At 38.9% G+C, this 22,413-nt stretch carries 22 protein-coding genes and 1 pseudogene; 6 read left to right on the top strand and 17 right to left on the bottom strand.

Annotation, left to right across the window (positions count from 1 at the left end; genetic code table 11):
* Position 1: 1 nt before the first annotated feature.
* The 9 genes and pseudogenes from ribH to CVT13_RS03570 form a co-directional block, all read right to left on the bottom strand.
* Positions 2–472: a 6,7-dimethyl-8-ribityllumazine synthase gene (gene ribH / locus CVT13_RS03610; protein ID WP_021090940.1), complete on the bottom strand. Its 471-nt coding sequence runs from the start codon at positions 470–472 to the stop codon at positions 2–4.
* Between the two features lie 50 nt (positions 473–522).
* On the bottom strand, positions 523–1,659 hold the full coding sequence (locus CVT13_RS03605) for a DUF262 domain-containing protein (RefSeq protein WP_107811631.1): 1,137 nt from the start codon (positions 1,657–1,659) through the stop codon (positions 523–525).
* Complete coding sequence (locus tag CVT13_RS03600; RefSeq protein WP_265094417.1) at positions 1,656–2,507, bottom strand: adenine-specific methyltransferase EcoRI family protein; 852 nt, start codon at positions 2,505–2,507, stop codon at positions 1,656–1,658. Before CVT13_RS03600 ends, CVT13_RS03605 begins: the two co-directional genes overlap by 4 nt.
* Positions 2,508–2,637: 130 nt before the next feature.
* Positions 2,638–2,853, bottom strand: a complete 216-nt coding sequence (locus CVT13_RS10530) for an adenine-specific methyltransferase EcoRI family protein (protein WP_199907268.1) — start codon at positions 2,851–2,853, stop codon at positions 2,638–2,640.
* Between the two features lie 50 nt (positions 2,854–2,903).
* A pseudogene (locus CVT13_RS10365) lies at positions 2,904–3,226 on the bottom strand (DMT family transporter).
* Complete coding sequence (locus CVT13_RS03585; protein ID WP_107811629.1) at positions 3,223–3,552, bottom strand: DMT family transporter; 330 nt, start codon at positions 3,550–3,552, stop codon at positions 3,223–3,225. Before CVT13_RS03585 ends, CVT13_RS10365 begins: the two are co-directional and overlap by 4 nt.
* On the bottom strand, positions 3,542–4,348 hold the full coding sequence (gene kdsA / locus CVT13_RS03580) for a 3-deoxy-8-phosphooctulonate synthase (protein ID WP_107811628.1): 807 nt from the start codon (positions 4,346–4,348) through the stop codon (positions 3,542–3,544). Before kdsA ends, CVT13_RS03585 begins: the two co-directional genes overlap by 11 nt.
* A 10-nt stretch (positions 4,349–4,358) precedes the next feature.
* Positions 4,359–5,408 carry a hypothetical protein gene (locus CVT13_RS03575; RefSeq protein WP_107811627.1) on the bottom strand — a complete coding sequence of 350 codons (1,050 nt, stop codon included), beginning with the start codon at positions 5,406–5,408 and terminating at the stop codon, positions 4,359–4,361.
* Between the two features lie 9 nt (positions 5,409–5,417).
* On the bottom strand, positions 5,418–6,308 hold the full coding sequence (locus CVT13_RS03570) for a DMT family transporter (RefSeq protein ID WP_107811626.1): 891 nt from the start codon (positions 6,306–6,308) through the stop codon (positions 5,418–5,420).
* Positions 6,309–6,460: 152 nt separating this feature from the next.
* Between CVT13_RS03570 and der the strand changes: the two genes are divergently transcribed.
* The 6 genes from der (at position 6,461) to CVT13_RS03540 (ending at position 13,921) form a co-directional block, all read left to right on the top strand.
* Positions 6,461–7,849, top strand: coding sequence for a ribosome biogenesis GTPase Der (gene der / locus CVT13_RS03565; RefSeq protein WP_107811625.1), 1,389 nt, complete (start codon positions 6,461–6,463; stop codon positions 7,847–7,849).
* A complete protein-coding gene (locus CVT13_RS03560; RefSeq protein ID WP_107811624.1) occupies positions 7,830–8,351 on the top strand; it encodes a shikimate kinase in 522 nt (173 codons plus the stop codon). The genes der and CVT13_RS03560 overlap by 20 nt, the downstream gene beginning before the upstream one ends.
* Before the next feature lie 531 nt (positions 8,352–8,882).
* Entirely contained in the window at positions 8,883–9,845 is a 963-nt protein-coding gene (trpS, locus tag CVT13_RS03555; protein WP_021090733.1) for a tryptophan--tRNA ligase, read from the top strand.
* Between the two features lie 12 nt (positions 9,846–9,857).
* Positions 9,858–10,298, top strand: a complete 441-nt coding sequence (locus tag CVT13_RS03550) for a copper resistance protein CopD (RefSeq protein WP_087585163.1) — start codon at positions 9,858–9,860, stop codon at positions 10,296–10,298.
* A 9-nt stretch (positions 10,299–10,307) separates the two neighbouring features.
* On the top strand, positions 10,308–11,552 hold the full coding sequence (gene serS / locus CVT13_RS03545; RefSeq protein WP_107811623.1) for a serine--tRNA ligase: 1,245 nt from the start codon (positions 10,308–10,310) through the stop codon (positions 11,550–11,552).
* Entirely contained in the window at positions 11,552–13,921 is a 2,370-nt protein-coding gene (locus tag CVT13_RS03540) for a tetratricopeptide repeat protein (RefSeq protein ID WP_107811622.1), read from the top strand. The genes serS and CVT13_RS03540 overlap by 1 nt, the downstream gene beginning before the upstream one ends.
* 145 nt (positions 13,922–14,066) lie before the next feature.
* On the opposite strand, the gene CVT13_RS03535 is transcribed toward CVT13_RS03540, so the two are convergent.
* The 8 genes from CVT13_RS03535 to CVT13_RS03500 are packed head-to-tail and all read right to left on the bottom strand — an operon-like array spanning position 14,067 to position 22,159.
* The gene (locus tag CVT13_RS03535; protein ID WP_107811621.1) at positions 14,067–14,645 is read right to left on the bottom strand and encodes a hypothetical protein; all 579 of its coding nucleotides are present in this window, start codon (positions 14,643–14,645) and stop codon (positions 14,067–14,069) included.
* A gap of 8 nt (positions 14,646–14,653) precedes the next feature.
* A complete protein-coding gene (locus CVT13_RS03530) occupies positions 14,654–15,148 on the bottom strand; it encodes a TlpA family protein disulfide reductase (RefSeq protein WP_107811620.1) in 495 nt (164 codons plus the stop codon).
* Positions 15,138–15,827 carry an ABC transporter ATP-binding protein gene (locus CVT13_RS03525; RefSeq protein ID WP_021090626.1) on the bottom strand — a complete coding sequence of 230 codons (690 nt, stop codon included), beginning with the start codon at positions 15,825–15,827 and terminating at the stop codon, positions 15,138–15,140. Before CVT13_RS03525 ends, CVT13_RS03530 begins: the two co-directional genes overlap by 11 nt.
* A 1-nt stretch (position 15,828) precedes the next feature.
* A complete protein-coding gene (locus tag CVT13_RS03520; protein WP_107811619.1) occupies positions 15,829–16,971 on the bottom strand; it encodes an ABC transporter permease in 1,143 nt (380 codons plus the stop codon).
* Positions 16,958–18,250, bottom strand: a complete 1,293-nt coding sequence (locus tag CVT13_RS03515; protein ID WP_107811618.1) for an ABC transporter permease — start codon at positions 18,248–18,250, stop codon at positions 16,958–16,960. The genes CVT13_RS03520 and CVT13_RS03515 overlap by 14 nt, the downstream gene beginning before the upstream one ends.
* Positions 18,247–19,626 carry a Fe-S-containing protein gene (locus CVT13_RS03510; protein ID WP_107811617.1) on the bottom strand — a complete coding sequence of 460 codons (1,380 nt, stop codon included), beginning with the start codon at positions 19,624–19,626 and terminating at the stop codon, positions 18,247–18,249. Before CVT13_RS03510 ends, CVT13_RS03515 begins: the two co-directional genes overlap by 4 nt.
* 50 nt (positions 19,627–19,676) lie before the next feature.
* The gene (locus tag CVT13_RS03505; protein ID WP_107811616.1) at positions 19,677–20,198 is read right to left on the bottom strand and encodes an iron transporter; all 522 of its coding nucleotides are present in this window, start codon (positions 20,196–20,198) and stop codon (positions 19,677–19,679) included.
* A gap of 20 nt (positions 20,199–20,218) precedes the next feature.
* A complete protein-coding gene (locus CVT13_RS03500; protein WP_107811615.1) occupies positions 20,219–22,159 on the bottom strand; it encodes an FTR1 family iron permease in 1,941 nt (646 codons plus the stop codon).
* Positions 22,160–22,413 lie beyond the last annotated feature (254 nt).

Below are 22,413 nucleotides of genomic sequence, written 5' to 3'. Positions count from 1 at the left end.
TTTACGCCTCCAAATTTTTATATAAGCTTAGCATCTCGATTACGCCCGTCATCGCTTCAAAGCCCTTATTTCCAGCCTTTGAGCCCGCTCGCTCGATGGCTTGCTCGATGCTATCTACCGTTAGCACGCCAAAGGTCACCGGTTTGCCGTATTTTAGCGTGACGTTTGCGATGCCCTTGGTGGTCTCGGCGCTAACGTAGTCAAAGTGAGGCGTAGAGCCGCGGATAACCGCTCCCACGCAGCAAACTGCGTCAAATTTACCGCTTGCTAGCGCCTTTTCTAGCGCCATAGGTATCTCAAACGCGCCAGGCACCAAAATGAGGCTCAAATTCGCCTCATCCCCGCCGTGACGCAAAAACGCGTCCCTCGCGCCCTCCACCAGCCTATCGGTGATGATGTGGTTAAATCTAGCGCCCACTATGGCAACCTTCTCGCCGCCTTTTAGAGCCAAATTTCCTTCGATTATTTTCATGATTTTCCTTCGTTAAAATTTATTGCAATTCTAGCGAAAAGTTGTATAAATTATCTATTTCCTTTTTTTCTATTACACTCTGCGCAGAGCATTTGGCAGTTTTCGCGCACAGTTTTGCCACCCTTGCTCCACGGCGTTATGTGATCGGCGTCCATCTGTTCTATTTCAAATTTTTGACCGCAGTGAGGGCAAATTCCGCCTTGTTTTTCGTATATTTCGCGTTTCACCTCATCGTCGAATGCGCGCAAATTTAAAAATTTCTCGTCGCCGCTTAAAACGTATTCGTAAATTCCCGCTTTTTTGCCTACTTCGCTATCTCTCATCAGCTGCAAAATTCGCTCTTCCAATTCCCTGGCGTCAAGCGTCTTGTCTTTAAATTTATTGTAAAGAAAGCCCCATTCCAGCCCCTTCATCTCTTTACGATATTTTATAAATTTTGCCTTTACCCAGTCGATGACGCCGCTAAAATAAAGCCACAGCTCGTCGGCGTTTTGCGCGCCCGTTTGTTTTTGATGAGCCGTATATTTTTCTATATCTTCGGCATTTTTCGAGCCCGTTTTCCACATTATCGCTTGCTCCAAAATATCCTGCCGTAGCGGATCGCCTTTTAGATAGTCCTTGCCTTTTTGTGCGGCTAGGCAGTTTCTTTTGCTAAATTTTAACTTCGCATCGCTTAGCCATTCGCAAGTAAATACCGCATTTCTTAGCTCTTGATCGGTTAGTTTTTCGCCGGCTATATTTATAGTTTTAAACCATTCTAGCTTCTCGCTGTCGCTACCCTCGCAAATGTAAATCATAAGCTCATAGTTTAAAAATTTTTCTTTTTTATCATCAGGCATCGTGTGAAAAGCCGTTACGCTACTCGCCCACTCGGCTTTAAACGCCATTTTATCGAGGCTAAAATCCCCATTTACAAAGTCGCAAATACTGATAGTTCTTTGTTGTCCATCAAGCACTTCATATTCGTTTTCGCCGTTTTTTACCCAGTACATCGTATTTAGCGGGAAACCCCAAAGGCAAGTGTTTATCACAGCATCTCGCTGTTTGTCGCCATAGACAAATTCGCGCTGATATTTTGGACGGATATTTAAAGCTCCGCCATAGCCTATAACCTGTCCATTTTCTTCATCTCTGACGTAGCCATTTACTAGTTCTTTTATGGTGATTTTCTTTAACTCAATTTTCACTTTGTCTCCTTTTTGGGCATTTTATTTTTAATCAAAATTCGTGCGTAAATACTTGAATATAATTCACCAGTTTCATAGTCCTTAAAGGCTGGTTTTTTATCAGTTTGTGGATTAAATTTGCGATACAAAGTCCCTTTGGCATTAAATGTAAATTTACCAGTAGGAAGTCCTTTCTTATCTAAAATTTCCATTCTTTTATTGCAAGAAAATTCTATTGAGCCAACAATTCCAAGTGCATTAATCTCAAATTGTTGTGGATTGTATTTATCTAAAAACGTTATGGGCACGCCCATCGCGCCTTCGTAATCCATCGGAATTTCTATAGTTTTATCGACGTTTATCGCGTCGTAATTATCGTATTTTGAGTATTTTTGCGGATCAAAAGTGTAGATAGTTTCTAAAATTTCGTTACGTTTTTTATGAGGCAAATTTGTAAACCAATTTACACCAGAAACCCTTATCATTCCTTCTATATGATGACTCGCGGTTGCATAGTCTTCGTAGTGTATGTTTATAAAATGCGCTGCACCGCCTTTAAAACCGTATCCTAGCCAAATTTGGTTATCTTTTATGAGTTTAAAAATTTCCTTGTAAGTTATGGCATTTTGATGACCAATAATTACAAACTTTTTATCATATTCAACTAGTTGCGCGACATATTCACGAAATAGCGAAAATGGAGGATTTGTTACTACGATGTCAGATTGTTTAAGAAGTTCTATGCATTCAGCGGAACGAAAATCCCCAGCTGGATAATTTTCATCATGATTTAGTAAATTTGGTTTTAAACGAGCGATAAATTCATCTATTTTCGCTCCGTCATTTAAAATTTCGCCCTTTTCATCCACACCTTCATAGATGAAATAGCTCGATTTCTCAAGCGCGGCGCGCTCGTCTCTCTCGAAGCTTCGCCATCAAACAAAGTTGGATTTTTTAAAGCCGAAAACTCTTCTCCGCTTGCATTTTTATAGCAGGTAGTCACAAGTCTTTTAAGCCCAAAAGATAAAAGTTATAGGCAAAATATTTAAAGAAATTTGACTGCTTAGGATCGTCGCAGTTGCAAAACACAATTTTGTCTTTAAAATGCTCTTTGTAGTGTCTTACTTCATTTTGAATATCATTAAACTGCGTGTAAAATTCATCATTTTTACCGCTTTTAGCCTTATGTAAATTTGCATTTTTACTTTTTGCCATTTTACCTCGATTTTATATTTTTAGGATTTAGCTAGCCGCTCGTTTTAACTTTAAATTATCTTTAACATTACCGCGCTTAGCGTTATTAGCGATAAATAAAAAGCCCTTTGCGCGCTCATTTTTTCGCCGTTAAAAACCACTCCGACGCCCACGGCTCCGACCGCTCCGATACCCGTCCAGATCGGTACGCTACCGACATCGCCATCGCCTGCATCGCGTAACTCAAAAGCTAGAGCGAAAGGGCGAAATTCGCGGTTAAAATCAAAAAATTTGCCGCCTTTTTCACGCCGAAGCTTTTTTGAAATTTGGTTAGAAAAAACACGCCCGAGACCTCGCAGAACCCGGCCGCCACAAGAGCTAAAACGTGCGTCAAGATTTTAGCCTTTTTAGCCCCAGCACGCCCGCGATCAGCGTCGCTATGAAAAATAGCCGCAATAAATCCGGCGTCTGACCGCTCGCGCGAAATTCGCTCACGATCTCAGCAATCACTACAAAAAAGGCCCCAAGCCCCACGAACACGGTGTACGTGATGCTAATGGGCAGGTATTTCATAGCGATTATAAACGACGTGAAGCTAACGCAAACGAGCATCGCCGTGAGCGCGATCTCCGGTGCGCTTGAGGCGTGCTTTAGCCCATACGCCCAGCCGCACTCGGCGACCGCGCCGCCCAACACCCACAAAAAGCCCTTAGTTTGCATCGCCTAGGGCGTCTTTTATCTTAAAAATTTGAGCGATATTTGCGTCTAACTCATCCAAATTTAGCATATTCGGCCCGTCGCAAAGCGCCTCGCAAGGATTTACGTGCGTCTCGTAGAAAAATCCGTCCACGCCCGCAGCCGCCGCCGCACGCGCCAAATACGGTACGAATCTCGCGTCCCCGCCGCTTTTCTCACCCAAAGCCGACGGCATCTGCACGCTATGCGTAGCGTCGAAAATCACTGGCGCAAATTCGCGCATTAGCACCAAATTTCGCATATCTACGACTAAGTTTCCGTAACCAAAGGTGCTGCCTCGCTCGGTTAGCCAGACGCCATTTGCCTTTGCGACCTCGTATCCATCGATGCTCACACCTCTTGTCTCAAGCACCTTTTTAACAGAGTGCTTCATAGCAGATGCTGCTAAAAACTGCCCTTTTTTGATATTTACGACCGCTTTTGTCTTTGCAGCTGCCACGAGCAAATCAGTTTGGCGGCACAAAAATGCAGGAATTTGCAGCACATCAGCCACTTCGCTAACAGGCTGAGCTTGATAGCTCTCGTGGATATCGGTTAAAATTTTAAAGCCAAATTCTTTTTTCACCTCAGCTAAAATTTCACAACCCTTCTCTAGCCCAGGGCCACGAAATGAGCTAATACTCGTGCGATTTGCCTTGTCAAAACTCGACTTAAAGTAAAAATCAAGCTTTGGATTTTCATTAAATTTAACTAGCCTCTTTGCCACTTCAAAAACAAGCTCCTTACTCTCTATCACGCAAGGTCCAGCGATTAAGATCATCTTTTCTCCTTTATTTTTCTCTAAATTTTCTAATCCAATTTATCAAAAGCGGTCTATCATCGTTTGCAGGCACTTCAAACCATTGAGAACAAAGTTTATAGTATATGCCATTTATTAGTATTGGGACCGCATAGTAGCGAACTTTTTCATATTCACTATCTGCCTTAACTAATGCAGCATAGTTTAGCCCGAGATAATCTTTGCTATATTTTTCACTTTGTAGCCTGCTTATCTCATCCGCACCCACTCTACCACTTTCTAAAATTTCTCTCATTATGATACGCGCTATTTGTCCGACTTTTAGCTCTGCGTATTCATCTTGATTGTTTTTGTTGTCAATATATTCTTTAGAAAATTGATAAGCATTTGAGACTATTTTTCGCTTCTCTTTTTCGATTTTTCCAATACTTTTTGGCTCTTTTTTATCAAATAAAGTTAGCATCTGATAAGAGCGCATAAAAAGCTCTGCTGTGTCGGCTATTTTGCCACTTACTTCCAAAATAGGTTTTAAGACAGAATTTAAAAAGTCATCATTAGCAATTATTCTAAAATCAAATTCCAATCCCATTTTAAGCATCATCTCATTTAGATCAATAAAGCAAGGTTGCAAGGAATATAAAATTTGTTTGTTTATTTTTGGAGATGCAAAAATAATATTGGCTTTTTTAACACCGAAATATCCATAAATACATATAGCTGTTCTTATGCATTTTTTTACAACTCTAGCCACTGTTTCATCAAGCCCACCATAATTTAGCCCAGACTCATGAAAAGCAACATCAACTGCGTAAATTTCACTAACTCCATCTCTCACACAAGTGCCAAGCGCATCACACTCTGCTTGTTGTAAAAGTTGTTTTAATGATGTATTTTGTTTATAAATTTTATATCCGTATTTGCTAGAAAAAAGCTCATCTGTTTTTGACATTATATTTTCTAACTCGTCTGAAAATTTTATCTCCCATTTTGAAGAAATTTTCCAATTAGTTTGCACTATTTGGCACTCTTTAACATGACGAAGCCAGGAGTAAAATAAAGATTCGCCGATTTCGATTTTCATAGTATTGTCCTACTTTTCTCTAACAACTAAAATTCCACTAACCACGACAAGCATGATACCTACAAGCGCTAAGTGATTTGGTAACGCATCGCCCATAAAATAGCCAATTATAAGCGTGAAAATGACGTCTGCGTAGCTAACCGCAGCGATCACTCCAGCCTTTTTGCCAACCGCAAACGCCTTTGTCATGTACGACTGAAAAAAATATCCGCTAAGCCCCATTAGCAAGATAAAAATAACGTTATACCAGCTTGGCATGCTAAATTTTGAAAACAAAAAATCAAGTGGCTCGTAGGTGAAAAATTCTGCCAAACCCATGCAAATAAGTGGCAAAAACGAGCCCCAAAGCATAAAACTTAGCACGATAACATTTGTACCGTAACTCTTGTTTAGCTCCTTTACACTCGTATATGCGATCGCTGCACCAAGGCCACTCCAAACGCCGATAATATCAGTCTTGCTTATGCCTAAATTTGGCTGGATAACAAGCAAAATTCCCCCAAATCCCAAAAATACAGCAAACCAGCCAAGCGAGCTTAGACGCTCTTTGAAAATAAAGGCTGCGAGGATGGCTGTAAAGATTGGATTTGTCTTTTGAAATGTAAAAGCTGTGGCCAAATTTACATGAGCGACATTATAAAAAAAGGCAAAAAGTGCGACCGTACCCACAAAACCGCGAAACATCAGTAAAAAAAAGTGTCCACCAGCTTGCTTAAATGGAAATCTATAAATGGCATAAATAACGATGAAAAGGCCTATTAAATTTCTAAAAAATACAACTTCGATAGATGGCATATCTTTGCTAAGATACTTTGCGAATGCGCCAGTAACGGCAAACATAAAGCAAGCAAAGAGCATATAAAAAATGCCAAGATGCGAAATATAAAACCTTTTTAACATCACAAGACCTTTAAATTTAAAGTAGCCATTTTAATGAAAAGTGGCTTAAATTTTGGTTGATTTTTTCTTTTATTTTGGCGCTTTTAAGCAAATTTTTATACTTTATATAAGTCAAAAATTTGTATAATCAGCCATCACGAAAAGGACAAAATTTGCAAAAAGTAATATTAGTAGGCAAGCCAAATGTCGGCAAAAGCTCACTTTTTAACCGCTTAGCTGGTCGTCGTATCGCTATAACAAGCGATGTTAGCGGCACGACAAGAGATACGAACAAAGCTAAGATCGAAGTTGAGGGCAAAGAGTGCATTTTAATCGACAGTGGCGGCCTTGATGATAGCAGCGAGCTTTTCAAAAATGTAAAAGCAAAGACCTTAGCAGAGGCTAGAAATTCAGACGCCATTTTATACATGGTCAATGGCAAAATGATGCCAGATGATGAAGATAGAGCCATTTTTTATGAGCTTAGCAAGCTAAATTTACCAATCGCACTAGTCATCAACAAAATAGACAGCAAAAAAGACGAACAAAGAGAGTGGGAATTTGTAAGCTTTGGTGCGAAAAATGCCTTTGGAATTTCCGTAAGCCACAACACAGGCATAGATGAGCTTAGCATGTGGCTAGCAAAGCACATAGAAGATAAAGCTCAGATAAAGGCCGATACAAGCGAAGATTTTGATGATTTTTTAGAAAACTATAACGACAAGGGAGAGCTAAGCGACGAGATAGACTATGAGAGCAAAAACATCAGAGTTGGTATCATAGGCCGCGTAAATGTCGGCAAAAGCTCGCTTTTAAACGCTCTTGTAAAGGAGAGTCGCGCTGTCGTTAGCGACGTGGCAGGCACTACGATAGATCCAGTTAATGAAATTTACGAGCATGATGGCAGGGTTTTTGAGTTTGTAGATACTGCTGGCATCAGAAAGCGTGGCAAGATCGAGGGCATCGAGAGATACGCACTAAATAGAACTGAGAAAATTTTAGAAGAGACGGACGTAGCGCTACTAGTGCTTGATAGCTCTGAGCCATTAACTGAGCTTGATGAGCGTATCGCTGGCATCGCTTCAAAATTTGAGCTCGGCGTCATCATCGTGCTAAACAAATGGGATAAAAGTAGCGAAGAATTTGACGAACTCTGTAAAGAGATAAAGGATAGATTTAAATTTTTAGCATACGCGCCGATCATCAGTGTTTCGGCACTTGGCGGCAAAAGAGTGCATAAAATTTACCCGCTCATAGTTGAAATTTATAAAAACTACACTCAAAAAATCCAAACTTCAAAGCTAAACGAAGTGATTGGCGAAGCGACCAAAGCACACCCACTGCCACGCGATAAAGGCAGGGTCGTGAAAATTTACTATGCAGTGCAGTTTAAGACAGCGCCGATCATGATAGCGCTCATAATGAACCGCCCAAAATGCCTGCACTTTAGCTACAAACGCTATTTAACAAATAAGCTTAGAGAGAGCTTTAATCTAACTGGCGTACCTATCGTGCTAATCCCTAAAAAACGTGGAGAGAGTGATGAAAACAAAGAACAATAATATCGTTTTGATAGGATTTATGGGCGTTGGCAAAGGCACGACCGCAAGGGCGTTAAGCAAGGCACTAAAGACGATAAACCTTGACTGCGACGACTTGCTAGAGAGCTCTCAAAATATGAAGATAAAAGCTATCTTTGAAGAGTACGGAGAGGAGCATTTTAGGCAGCTTGAAAAGGATCTAGCCAAATTTTTAGCCACAAATGTCAAAAATGCGATCATTTCGACAGGTGGCGGCTTTGCAAAGGTTAAAAATTTAAAAAAAATTGGTACCGTGATCTATCTAAAAGCTAGTTTTGAAGCGATCATGCAAAGGCTAAAAAATAGCAAAAATAGCGAGAAAAAACTCGCCAAACGTCCGCTTTTAAGCGATCTAAAAAGAGCTGAGGCGTTACATCTGGAGCGAGAGGAGCTTTATGAGAAAAAGGCTGATTACATCGTCGAAGTCGAGGGTAAAACTCCAAAGCAAATCGTAAAAGAGATAAGGATGCTTTTAAAAATTTAGTTGTAAAGTGGTGCGAAATACTACTTGCAACAATAAATTTTAAGATCAGGCTGGATGGCTATCTCGCGTGGTGTTAAAATTTGAAATGTTTGAGCTAAATTTAACGTTTTATAGTGAGAAATTTTGGCGAAGTATCGTGAGATGATTTTTTGCTTCACTTGTTCGTAACGCTAAAGCGATGAGAGTTGTGTGATAAAAATTTTAAGATTAAGTTGGACTAAAAAGTCTAACGTGATGTTAAAATTTAAGAGCTTTTGGCAAAGAATTTTTTGTTTAGGCGAAGCAAAATTTTGTTTTTAAGCGAAGGCTAGACGCATGGTCTACCAGTTAAATTTTAAGATTAGATTAGATACAAAAACTCTAATGTAACGTTAAAATTTAAAAAGCATTTTGGCGAAGTATCGCGAGATGATTTTGATAGTTGTGTAGAAATTTTAAGCCGAGGCTAGACACATAGTCTGCCGAAAGTTTAAAATTTCAAATCTCTATCAAAAGCGCTCGCGAGAAAAAGCCAAAATTTGAAAGGATAAGATGAGAGTATTAACCGGCCTCCAACCCTCCGGCAAACTACACCTTGGCAACTACTTTGCCTCGATAAAACAGATGGTTGATATGCAAGAGCAAAATGAGATGTTTATGTTTATAGCAAACTACCACGCGATGACAAGCCTTAGCGAGGCCAAAGCCCTAAAGCAAAACACTTTTGAGGCTGCGTGTGCGTTTTTGGCACTTGGGATCGATCCAAATAAAAGCATATTTTGGGTGCAAAGTGACGTTAAAGACGTGCTTGAGCTTTACTGGGTGCTAAGCCAGCACACACCGATGGGCCTACTTGAGCGCGCGCATAGTTACAAAGATAAAGTCGCAAAAGGTCTTAGTTCGCACCACGGACTCTTTAGCTATCCAGTTTTGATGGCAGCTGACATTTTGCTTTATAATGCACAGGTCGTACCCGTGGGCAAAGACCAGATCCAGCACGTAGAGATCGCACGTGATATTGCGATAAAATTTAACAACGAGCATGGAGAAATTTTTACATTGCCTGAGGCGAAGATCGATGAAAATGTCGCCACCGTGCCTGGCACAAATGGCGAAAAGATGAGTAAAAGCTACGGCAATACAATCGACATCTTTGCTGATGCTAAAACGCTTAAAAAGCAAATTTCTAGCATCGTGACAGATGGCACGCCGCTTGAAGAGCCAAAGCAGTGGCAAAACTGCAACGTCTATAATATCGCCAAACTTTTCTTAGACGAGAGTGGGCAAAAAGAGCTTCAAGCTAGATATGAGCGTGGTGGCGAGGGGCATGGGCACTTTAAAGCTTATCTAAATGAGCTTATTTGGGACTATTTTAAAGATGCGAGAGAGAAATTTGAGCATTATCAAAATAATCCTGACGAAGTGTCTGGAATTTTAGAAATAGGAGCCAAAAAGGCAAGTAATGTTGCTCAAACAACGATAAAAAAAGTTCGTGAAGTAGTCGGAATTTATTAATAAAGGAAAAATATGCAAAATTTATATCCATACGCACAAATAATTCATCTTTTTTGTGCAATCATTTTTGTTGGTTACCTCTTTTTTGATGTAATCATTTTTAAGGCAGCTTGTAAAAAAATGCCACCTGAGCTTGCTCAAAAGGCAAAACAGGCTATCGGTTCAGTTGCTATTAAGATAATGCCACTTTGCATCTTGCTTTTGGTATTAACTGGAGGCATGATGATGAGTAACTGGGTCGGATCAAAGGCTGGAGGCTACTTTGAGACAAATTTACAAATCATTTTTATGATCAAATTTTTCTTAGCAATGCTAATCGTAGCTGCGGTTATAACAAATTTGAGCTGCAAATTTATATTTAAACGCCCTAGCCCACTTGGCAACATACATCCATTTGCGCTAACAGCAGCAGTTTTTATAGTACTTTTTGCAAAAGTTATGTTTATGGTTTAAGGATACGGAATGATAAATTTAAAACTACTCGAGACAAATTACGATGAATTTGTAAAAAAACTTGAGGGAAAAAATGTAAAAGCTCAGCTGATTGACGAGCTTTTACAAACTTTTAACGAGCTAAAACAAAAGCGCAAAGCACTTGAAAATTTCCAAGCGATCCAAAATGCAAAGAGCAAAGAGCTTGGCATAAAGGCAAGAGCCGGTGAAGACGTAAGTGAGCTTAAAAATGAGCTAAATTTAAACAAAGCTGCACTTGCTGATGCTGATGAGATCGCTAAACAATATGAAGAAAAGCTTGAGCAAATTTCATTTAACGTGCCAAATATAACCGATAATGATGTGCCATTTGGTAAGGACGAGGACGATAATGTCTGCATAAAAACGGTGCTTGAGCCAACTAAATTTAGCTTTACACCAAAAGAGCACTGGGAGTTAGGTGAGAGTCTTGGCTGGCTTGACTTTGAAAGGGGCGCAAAGCTCTCAGGATCTCGCTTTACCGTGCTTAGAGGCATGGGAGCAAGGCTTAGTAGAGCGCTTGTTAATTACATGATCGACTTTAACAGCGCGCGTGGCTTTGAGCTTGTAAATGTCCCTTATCTAGTAAGCTCAAACACACTTTTTGGTACTGGTCAGCTGCCTAAATTTGAAGAGGATCTTTACAAGGTTCGCGACGAGGACCTTTACCTCATCCCAACTAGCGAAGTACCTGTGACAAATTTATACAATGACACGATCATTGAGGCCGAGCAGCTTCCTATAAAAATGACTTGCTACTCAGCATGCTTCCGCCAAGAGGCAGGCTCAGCAGGACGTGATACTAGAGGTATGATCCGCCAGCATCAGTTTGAAAAGGTCGAGTTGGTAAGCATCACAAAGCCTGATCAAAGCGAAGACGTGCTAAATGAGATGGTATCGTGCGCAAGCGATCTACTAACTAGCCTTGGACTTCCTCACCGCCATATGCTTCTTTGCAGTGGCGATCTTGGCTTTAGCGCGGCAAAGACGATAGACCTTGAGGTTTGGTTGCCAGGTCAAGGTAAATATAGAGAGATCAGCTCTATTTCTAATACTCGTGATTTTCAAGCAAGGCGTGCAAAAATTCGCTTTAAAGATGGTAAGAAAAATATGCTTGTAAATACGCTAAATGGCTCGAGTCTAGCTGTGGGTAGGACGCTAATAGCAATAATGGAAAACTACCAAAAAGCAGATGGCACTATCGAAATTCCAGAAGTTCTTAAAAGGTATATGTAGTGGCTGAAGAAGAGGTTGTAGTTTTAAAACCACCTGGCGAGCAAGCAGAGCAAGCGCCTGAAGAGGCAAAAGCCGAGGCACCTGAAGAGATCGTCTCACTTGAGAGTATCGCAAGTGAGGGTGTGCTACAAGATGAGAGCATCCCAGAGCCAATTCCTGTAAAAAAGAGCAATAAAAAGCTCTTTATAATAGCAGGCGTGGTCGCTCTAGTGCTTATCATCTTAATAGTGGTTTTGCTAGTTATCTTGCTAAAGAAAGACAAAAAAGAGAACATAGATACTGCAAGTATCGTAAAAAATATAGAAAACAACTACCAAACGCAAAATTTTGGCGCTTCAAAGATCGATGAGATGATAAATAAAGCCAATCAGTTCTATGAGCGTGGCAATAAATTTGAAGCGTTAAAAATTTATGAAAACATAGCTGTTTATAACCAGTCTCTCTCAAACTACAACCTCGGTGTTTCGCAGATGAAACAAGAAAGATGTGATGAGGCGATCGTATCTTTTAACAAAGCTATAACTGATAGAGAAAACACGGCGGTTAGTGCGATAAACGCAGCCGTTTGCTCACTTGAGCTAAATAACACTAAAAATTTTAATTACTATATAGGACTTGCTGATTCATTTTTGCAGTATGAAAACAACTCGCCACTTTATAGCTATTACTACGCGCTTATAAACTACTATAAAGGCAACTATTACGAGGCGCTTCAAGCACTTTCTCATCCAAATACCACAGATTATAAAAACGAATATGCATATTTAAGCGCAAAAATTTTATCACTTCTTGGAGATGATGAGAGAGCAATAGCTAAGCTTGAAGGGCAAAAGGCATTTAAGGCCGACTTCACGCTAGCACAGCTCTATGCAAGACTTGGCAAATACGATAAGGCAAGGGATTATCTAACAAAAGCTTCTAAAAATACGCCAAATATCGATCTTATCAAGATGACTGAGGCGCTAATTGATCTAAAAACTGCTGACTACGGCGACGCGGCAGCATTTATCAAAGATGTTTACGACTACAATGCTTCTTTGCCAAGCAAAATTTACAAGATAAAAACGATACTAAAGCCTGATCTTTTTGATGTCAGCCTAGCTCAGGCACACTTTAGTGATGATATGTTTTTTGATAGAACAAGGCGCTATGAGACGCTTTTCTACTTCGCACCCTACAAGGTCTTTGACGCAAAACAGAGCATCGAGCAGATAAGAAAAGGCGGTGTTAGCGTCTTTTTAGACGATACATCAGCAGCAAACGACTATCTTAGCCAAAGTGCAGCTGCTTCAAAAGTAAATGCAAAACTTAGCGAAGCTATCGCAAAAGCACTAAGCTACCGCTTAAAAGAAGCGAATAAAGAGTTTGAAGAGCTAGCTAGCACTTATCCAAATCACTCTATCTTACAATACAACCTCGCCCTAAGCTACGCTCAGCTTGGAAATTTTAGCCTTGCTGCAAAACACTTCATAGCAAGCTATCACCAGGACGTAAATAACCATCTTGCAGGTATTTTTGGGGCAATCTGTCTAGATATAAATAGAAATTTGAACCCAAAACTCATTGAAGAGATCGGCGAAAATTTAGAAAATGACAAGAGTTTAAAGCCTGTAAATTTATATGCCTCGCTTCTAAGCCTGGTTAGCGGCAACCAAAGTGCGATGATAAGGTGGCTTGAAGAGCCAAAAGAGCAGACAATGCTAAATTTAGCCTTTGATATCATCATCGCAAAAGTAACAAACAATGATGAGCTAATGGCAAAGAAAGCTGATGAACTACTAAAAATTTTGCCAAATGATATTATTGCAAATATCTTAAATTTCATCTCGAAAAACAAAGAGCAAAATGTCAAAGAGTATGCAAAAGCGATACAAATTCACTTTAATGGCAAGCAGCTTGATTCAAACGCTTTCTATCACGGTGCTGATATCATCAAAAAACAATACATCAAGCTACTTCAAATTTCGGGCTTACTTACAAGAGAGCGTGATAAATTAAGAGCTGAGCTAAAAAATACTCCAAAGAATATAAATTTAATCCAAACTCTGGCCTATGTCGATATCTTTACAAACGATTTTGAAGAAAGTTATAAACTTTACAATCAGGCAATCGATGAGTTTAAAGTAAATGACGCTAGCACATTATTTTTAGCATCTGTGGCTGCAACAGGAGCTGGAAAAGTATCAAACGCGATCGCACTTTTAGAGCTAACAAAACTAAATGATGCTAATGCTATCGAAAATAGAATAGCTCTTGGCCTAATGTATCAGCAGATAGATAATATAAAAGCAGCTCTTATACAATACAGCAAAATAGGAAATGTTGAATATGAAAGCGAATTTTACGACTTTGAGATAGATAATGAGTAATAAAATTTAACTAGGCCTTGACCTAGTTAAATCCATGTTATAAGAGCTTTAAAAATTTCTCAAAATTACCAACCAAGAAAGTAAAAATTTTATTAAAGTTTAGCTTTTCATTCGAGCTTAGTTTAAATAGCACTCGTTAGTGCCCCTACCTTTGCGAGACATTATAAAAAAAGCTAACAATCTGTTTTGCTAGACGTTCTTTAAAAAACGGCCAAATGTAGCTTGGCGAATAGACATTGCCAGCTTGCATAAGCGAGATATTTGTCGCCTTTTCGCCACCATTTTTTGGACGCACTAGCACGCTTACTTGCATGTGATAAGTATAGCTATTTGTACTAAAGTCATCATCGTCGTAATAGCCAAATGGGAAAAACATCGAGTAACCAAAACCAAAGCTTGGTCTACCAAAGCCATATCCCATGCCCATCGAAAATCTAGGATCTCTTTTGATTATCCTAGAAAAGCTTTGCACATCTCCAAGGATGATGAAGTCAGCGTTTTTGATATTTGGCTCGTTTCTAAAGCCAGCCTTTATAAATTCGCTTAAAATTTCAGCATTTACATCTTGTCCGGTCGCACTATTTTTAAAATTTACATAGACGCTTCTGTTTGATTCATTAAGCGTAAAAAAGATCGGATCACTCGTTTTGACCGAGATATTTGGAGTGCTACTAGCACATCCAACAAAAAATACCGCTAAGACAAATAAAAAGAAATTTTTCATATTCACTCCTATAAGAGCGATCTTATAGCACTTTCAAGTACACTTTTTGGCGTAAGACCGATAAATTTTGATCGCATCTTACCATCTTTATCAAAAAAATAGATAACTGGCACGCCCATGACACCACCAACTGCCTTGCTAAAGTAATCAACTGAAACCTTGTCGCTCGTAGTTTTAAAGGTGATGTTGTGCTCTTTTAAAAGCTCAATATCTTTATCAAAGCCTTTACTAGGTCCTAAAACACCAATGAATTGAACCTTTTTACCATACTCTTTTTCAAGCGCATTTAGGTCAGGTATTGCGGCCTTGCACACTCCGCAGTCAGTGCCAAAGAAAAATAGCATATATGGCTTATCACCTATCTTTAGCCTCTTTTCCGTTGGAAAAAACTGCGTATCAATACCGCTTGAGTCATTTAGAGTGATGTGATGCTTCTCATACTGTTTGACGCAGCCCATAACTAGGGCTGAGACTAGACATAAAAATAAAATTTTATATCTCATTTGGCACCTTTGGATTTTCAATAGTGCGAATTTTCTCTAGCTTGCCATGTCTTAGATAGACGATCTTATCGCCATACTCACCAAGATCAGGGTTGTGAGTTACTAGAAGTATCGTCTTGCCCTCTTTTCTTAGCTTGCAAAATAGATCAAGTATAACTCTTTCATTTGCTTCATCAAGGTTACCAGTTGGCTCATCTGCTATTAAAATTTCAGGATCGTTTATGAGCGAGCGTGCGATACAAAGGCGTTGTTGCTCACCACCACTTAGCTGACTTGGTCTATGCGTTAGCCTGTGAGAAAGACCAACTGCCTCAAGTGCCTTTTTAGCGTCCTCTTCATCAACTGAGCTGTGATAGTACTGAGCGATCATCACATTTTCAAGTGCGCTAAGATATGGCACTAAGTGAAACTGCTGAAAAATAAGACCGATCTTCTCGCGTCTAAATTTAAGTGTATCATCAGCATTTAGATTGCTCGCATCATCGCCACCGAGCATATAAGTACCACTACTTGGAGTATCCATTAGTGAAAGGATATTTACAAGCGTACTCTTACCACTACCACTTGGCCCCATTACGCTGACCCACTCACCTTTTTTAACCTCAAAATTTATATCATCAAGTGCTTTAACATCGCCAAAAATTTTACAAATATTTTTTAATTCTAGTGCATTTTGCATATCATTCTCCTCTTAATGTATCTGCCATTTTATTATTAAGTGCCCGTTTGATCGGATAAAATGCTGCGATCGCTGCAAATAAAAGCGATATTATCACAGCTACTGGGATGCTTAAAATTCTAAAATCAATACTAGAATCAAATATCGCATAACCTAAAATTTGAGCTAGTAAATATCCTAAAAATGCACCAACTAATGCTGAGATGAGCGCCGTCACAAATGTTTCAAAGCCAAATAGCTTTAGTACATCTTTTTTGCTTGCACCTATGGCTCTTAGAAGTGCGATCTCCTTTGAGCGAGAGAGCAAGATAGCACTAAGCGTTGTGTTTACGCACATTGAAGTAATGAGCAAAATAACAAGGCTAACAAGTGCCATTAATAGCTTTATTTTCTCCAAAATATAGCCCTCAGACTTTGAGACCTTTGCCACTGGTTTTGCAGCTATTTCATCATTGCTTATAGTCTTTGCAAGCGATGTTATCTCGTCAAAGTTACCAAGCACAACAGCTTCAGCATAGTTTATTTTGCCAGCTTTATTTGAAATTTTTTGAGCCAAAGATAGTGATGTGATCAAAAGTGCGTCCTCTTTGTCGCCGCTTGCCACTACGCCTTTTATCTTTACATTTATGCTCTCATTTGAGCCAATGGCACGAATTTCTATATCATCGCCTGCTTTAAAGCCAGCCTGACGAGCAAGATCAACGCCTATTAGCACGTTTTTATCGTCAAAATCGACACTTATCATCGTTCCATCTCTAACATCCAAAAACGGCTTAACCTTTTTTAAATTGCTAAATTTTGTCCCCATGACGATGGCATTTGTTGGACCAATATTTGCCTGAGCAAAGAGATATCCACTCTCGCCAAGAAGCTTATCTTTTGGCACTTTAGCGATCATTTCATTGTAAGTTTTTTCACTCATATCATCGCTTGTAGCCATATCTTTTGGAGCAAAGATCATATTTGCTCCATAAGTTTTTAGCTCACGTGAGACCTTTGAGTCAATGTCAAGATAGACATTGACAAACGCAGCACACACGCATGCTCCAAGCAAGATAGAGATGACGATAACCATTACTCTTGATGAGCCATTTTTTAAACTTTTATAAATTGTATTGTAAAAGAATTTGCTATTTGCGGTCATATAGCACCTCCGCAGGTAGTAAATTTATGACGTTTCTCATTGGCATTAGCGAGCCAACAACTGAGATAAGCAGGGCAAATGCCACGCTAATTGGTAGTACGATCCAAGCTATGCCTATGCCGTGAGAGAAGATAATGTAAGACATCACGTAGCTTAGAGCGTAACCCAAAAATGCTCCAGTGATGCCCGCAAAAAAGGCTACCACAAGGCTCTCGCTAGCAAACAAAGCGTAAATTTCAAAGTTGCTAGCACCTATAGCTTTTAAAAGGCCGATCTCTTTTTTACGGCGGTAAATTTCACTTGTCATTAGCGATGTTATGCCGATGGCTGAAACCACGAGAGCGATGATACTAACGATACCCATTAGGCTTTGGATTTTCTTTACGATGTTGCTCTCTGCATCGCTTACTTGAAGGCTAGCTTTTGCGCTAACGTTTGGTAAATTTTCTTCTATCTGAAATGCGATTGATCCTGCATAGGCTGAGCAGTACCATTTGTCGTACTCTGCACTATCAAGGTTGTCTAAATTTCTTCTTGCCTTTAACGATAGGTCATTTTCTGGGATCGTCATAGCTGAGACTTCAGCCTTTGTGTATGAGTTTGCGTGTCCAGAGAGATCTCCAGCAAGCTTTAGTGAGCCAACTAGCTTATGCGTCTCGTCACTAGCTCCTTTTAAAATTCCAACTATCCTAACCTCTCTTACGCCATTTTTGCCCGCAAGGCTAAGCTTGTCGCCAACTTTTAAATTTTTAACCTTAGCAAGTTCTTCGCCAACTAAAATTTCATCCATGCTTTCATCTTTTGGCCAAGCGCCCTCAACACCCCAAAATCCATACAAGCTCTTAACGCCTGTGCTAAATTCTGGCTCATCTTTTAGACCGATGTTTTTATCAAAATAGGTTCCTTCAAAGGCAAATTCAATTCCTTTTTCATCTTTAACTTTTGCCTCTAAAAACGGCGCAAAAGCAACGATGTTATTTCTCCAAAAGATCTCTTTTATCTTATAAATATCAGCTTCTGGAAGTAAATTTTGTGATTTTAGTGGGGTGAAATTTTTACCCTCGATCTCAATGCTTAAGCTCTCACCTCGTGGCAAAACAACTATATTTGAGCCATATCCTCTAAGCTCGGTTGCTACTTGATCACCGATTTTTAGTGTGATATTTAGCATGCAAGCTATCAAAAGAGCAGCTAGTAGTATGGTGATAAAGGCCATCGTCTTTTGCACCTTTGAGCCCGTGATCGAGCTTTTTATCATTCTTAGTTGCATATTTTTCATTTTAACGTTCCATTTATTTCTACATATTTTTCTGGATTTGCTTCAAATTTCGCCTGAGTTTCGTTATTTTCAAAGAAATATGTGCGTCCATAATATAAATATGATCTTGACTCAAGGTTGCTCACTTTTTTGCGACTAACTGGGTCAAGCACCATTTTTTCGACAACCTTACTAAAGAAATTTGCTCCATCTGTAATAGTTTTATAATCAACTATGATATTTTTGCCATCGAAGATAAATGGCATTGGTATCGGATTGCAACCACCTTCTTTGCCAACTGATGGCAAGAAAATTCTAACATTACAAGAGATACAAATAAGGTCATTACCTCTTTTTATATAGCCCATATCGCCGCAAATCATACAAGAGTCAAAGACGATAACAGGCGAGACGCGGTCGCTAAAGCGGTTTAACAAGAAAAATCTTATCTGTTTGCCCTCATCTGTGATGTAGGCAAATCTATGAAGTTCATTATCTTTTAGCATATCAACATCAAATATAAATTTATCTCCCACTGGCTCAACCAAGACTGGCTCTGAAATTTCAGGTGGACGAGATGCGTAAAGATCGTAATAGAGCGAAAATCCAAGTGCTATCAAAATACTACAAAATGCAAATTTTGCATTATCAGAAATATTTTCTCTAATGGCTTTTGTAAAGCGGTATTTGATAGAACCAAATTTATTTTTATCAATACTTTTTGGCATAAAGAAAAGCGCGGTGATGCATAAAAGTAAGATCACAAAGATATAAAAATAAGTACCAAATTCTGATACGTAAATACCTTTTGCACTAACAGATAGAATCTGAGAGTTTAACTCACTACTTATTTTTAAAGCCCCAGCACGTAAAAGCTCAAGTGCCGTCTGAGAACTTCTATCGATTAGCAAGAAAACTAAAGTGATAAGGGCTAAAATTTTAGCTATTAATGGAGAAATGCTAGATTTTAAATTCGAAATAAAAAAGAATAAAAATACGAGCAAAATCATTGCAAATATCATTAGAAAGAAGCTAATGACAGAAAGCGTATCTAGTAGCTCACCACCAAATAGTGGAAATAACACACTGCTTGAACTATAGCCAAAGCCAAAGCCGATGCCTAAAATAAAAAACGTTACAATTTTTGCTATCTTAAGCTCAAGAAATATCCATAAAATGCTAATTAACAGAAAAACTAGCGTCACTGAATCAATGAAAATTTTAAACTGATCGTCTATAAGTGCGTGACGAACGACTTTAAAGATAAATACGCCAGCTACGACTCCAAAAAGTGACGGTAAAAAGAGTGTTTTTAAACTTTTATCCTTGTTATTTAAGGCAGCAAAAAGCGTAAATCCAAGGAGGGCTAAAAAGACCTGATAGAAATAAATTGACATAACTAAACCCTGTGAGAATTTTTTAAAAGGGGCGAGAACGCCCCTGGTGATTATTTAACAGGACCACCTGTCCATTGAAATTTATAAGTTGTTGTGAAAGGCTCAAACCATTTACCAACACCGCTCTCTTTATCAGCGTGGCGACCAAAACCTTGTTTTTCTGGATTGTCGATGTGGAATTTAAGCTCATAGTTACCAACACCTGTATCCATTTTTACGTTAGCACCGTAGTGTGGGCCATCGCTTGCAACCATTGGCATAAAGGTACCTTTTTTAACTTTGCCGTTATCAAGGTTTTTTAGCTCGTAGTTAATCTTTAGGTATGGGATCCACTCACCTTCGCCAAAGCCGTTTTTATTACCAGCAATAGCGTGTATGTCAGCTTCTAGGTGAAAATCAGCTAGACTTGGAGCTAGATCAATACCCTTTGGTTCCATGTCGATTGGTTGCAAATAAACTGCAGCTATCTCCATACCATTAGCCTCTACAGGCTCACCAATTGGATGCTCACCAGCAAGTGCAAAACCAGCTGCTAGACTAAGTGCTAGAGCTGAATTAAGAATTTTATTCATATTCTCTCCTTTAAATAAGATTAATTTTTATTTTGTTTTGATTTCATAATAACGATGCCAATAACTAGGGCAAGCACCATAATGATTTGAGGCACTAAGCTCTCGTAATATGGCTGAAGTCCTAGCCAGTCTCTCATCCAGTCAGGGAAGCTAAGTCCTTTTATGATAGTTGGGATGAAAATTTTGCCCTCAACTAGTTCGCCAACACCCTTTCCAACAAAGACGATCGACATATAAAAGATGATCGCTGACGTAAATATAAAAAATGGTTTAATAGGAATTTTAACAGCAAAAATTTTAAATAAGAAATAGACTATTAAAAGAACAACAAGTCCTATCACAAAGCCAGCTGCAATCATCGAGTAACCAGCTGAATCTTTAGCTCCAAAAATAAGTGCCTGATAAAATAGCACTGTCTCAGCACCCTCTCTAAATACTGCTAAAAATACAGTCCACCAAAGTGTTGTGGTTGAGCCACTTGAGATAGAGTCAGAGACGTGTGATTTGATGTAGTCATTCCATTTTTTAGCACCAGCATTTGAAAGAAGCCAGAAACCAACATAAAATAGAAGTCCCACTGCAACAAGCATCGTGATGCCTTCCATAAGCTCTCTTTTTTGACCTGCTGCCTCGCCAAAGATGACATTCATTAGCCATGCCATGACAAAACTTAAGATAACAGCCACGCCAACTGAGCTATAAACAACTTTGCCCATCGCTTTAGCATTACCAGTTTTTACAAGATATGCAACAACAGCAGCAACAATGATAAGCGCCTCAAAGCCTTCTCTTAAAATAATAGTCAAAGCCCAAACAAATAAAGACCAAGGTGAGCTTGAACTGCTAGTTTTCTCAAGTGCAGCTACGAGCTGAGATGACATCTTGCTTGCGCTTTCTTGAAGAGTTTTTTCATCTGCGCCTGACTTCATAAAGGCTACGAGATTGCCAAATGTAGCTTCAATAGCTGTTTTTAAATTTACATCTATTGCGCCTACTTTATTCTCCATGCCGCTGCCTTCAAACTCATCAAAGTAGATGTCTTGGATATCGCCCATTGCTTTTTTTGCATCACCTTTTTTATAAAGTGTGATAGCGACTTGAATTTTATCGTTTATGTTTTGAACGACTTTGGTATAATCTACACCACTATCTTCTTCAGAAGCTGCTTCTACATCGCTCATATCAACTTTTGCAAGTTTTGCAGTATCAGCTGGGAGTTTTGAGATAGCATCATATGCTAGCTTTTTGATCTCATCTAGCTTGGTTTTAAAGTCATCTTTACTTATACCATTTGTGACACCGCTGATCGCTTCGCCCATCTTTCTTTGGATATCAGCATCTATGCTTTTACCATTTTCTATATACTGACGAATAGCTATTTCAAGTTGAGTATTTCTATAGTCTGTAAATTTAGCATCTTGGATAGCACTTTTAGCATCATCTTGCTTATCACTCTCATAGCTTGCTATTGCTTTATCTATATCAGCTGATAAATTTGTAAATGCCACCTTCCATTCAGGGATAAATTTAGAAGTATCATAGTCAGTCGCAGCAGCTTGAACTGGGCCGTCTGAATACTCACCAACTAGCCTATGTCCTTTTAAGATAACTGGTAGAACTTCAGCTATCTCGCTATTTATCTGATCTATTCTTTTTTGCACATCATCTGGTGCTTCGCCTGCTTTTATCGCCTTTCTAATCTCGCCAAATTGCTTCTCCATAGAGTAAGCTTTTTTCTGGCCTAAATTTATTCTAATACCAGCTTCAACGTCTTCAAATAAGCCAAAATAAGCATTTTGAGTATCGCTAACTGCTTGCTCGACGTTGCCAGCTCTATACTCTGTTATTACTTTTTGTAGCGACTCTTTTATCTGAGCTGCGACTTGCTCATAGTCGTCATTTTTTGCCATAAGCCAAATAGGCAACAACATAATTAGCATAAATTTTAAGAATTTATTCATTAAATAAACCACCTGTGAGATTTTTTGAAACGAATATTATCAAGGCTTTACTTTGATTAAAATAAAAACGATTATCATAAAATAGAGCAAATTGAGATAATGAAGAGAAATTTGTCCTCAAATAGCCAATTTTAAATGGTTTTGGAAATTTTCTAATGTAAATTTAAAATTTATCTTTTGAATATAAAAATAGTAGTCTTATAAAAAATAAAAAGGTTTTAAGTTTAAAATTTAGAATTTAAAGGAGAGCAAAT

It is taken from the genome of Campylobacter concisus (assembly GCF_003049085.1).
GTDB lineage: Bacteria > Campylobacterota > Campylobacteria > Campylobacterales > Campylobacteraceae > Campylobacter_A > Campylobacter_A concisus_H.
This window is presented reverse-complemented; position numbering and strand designations above follow the sequence as displayed.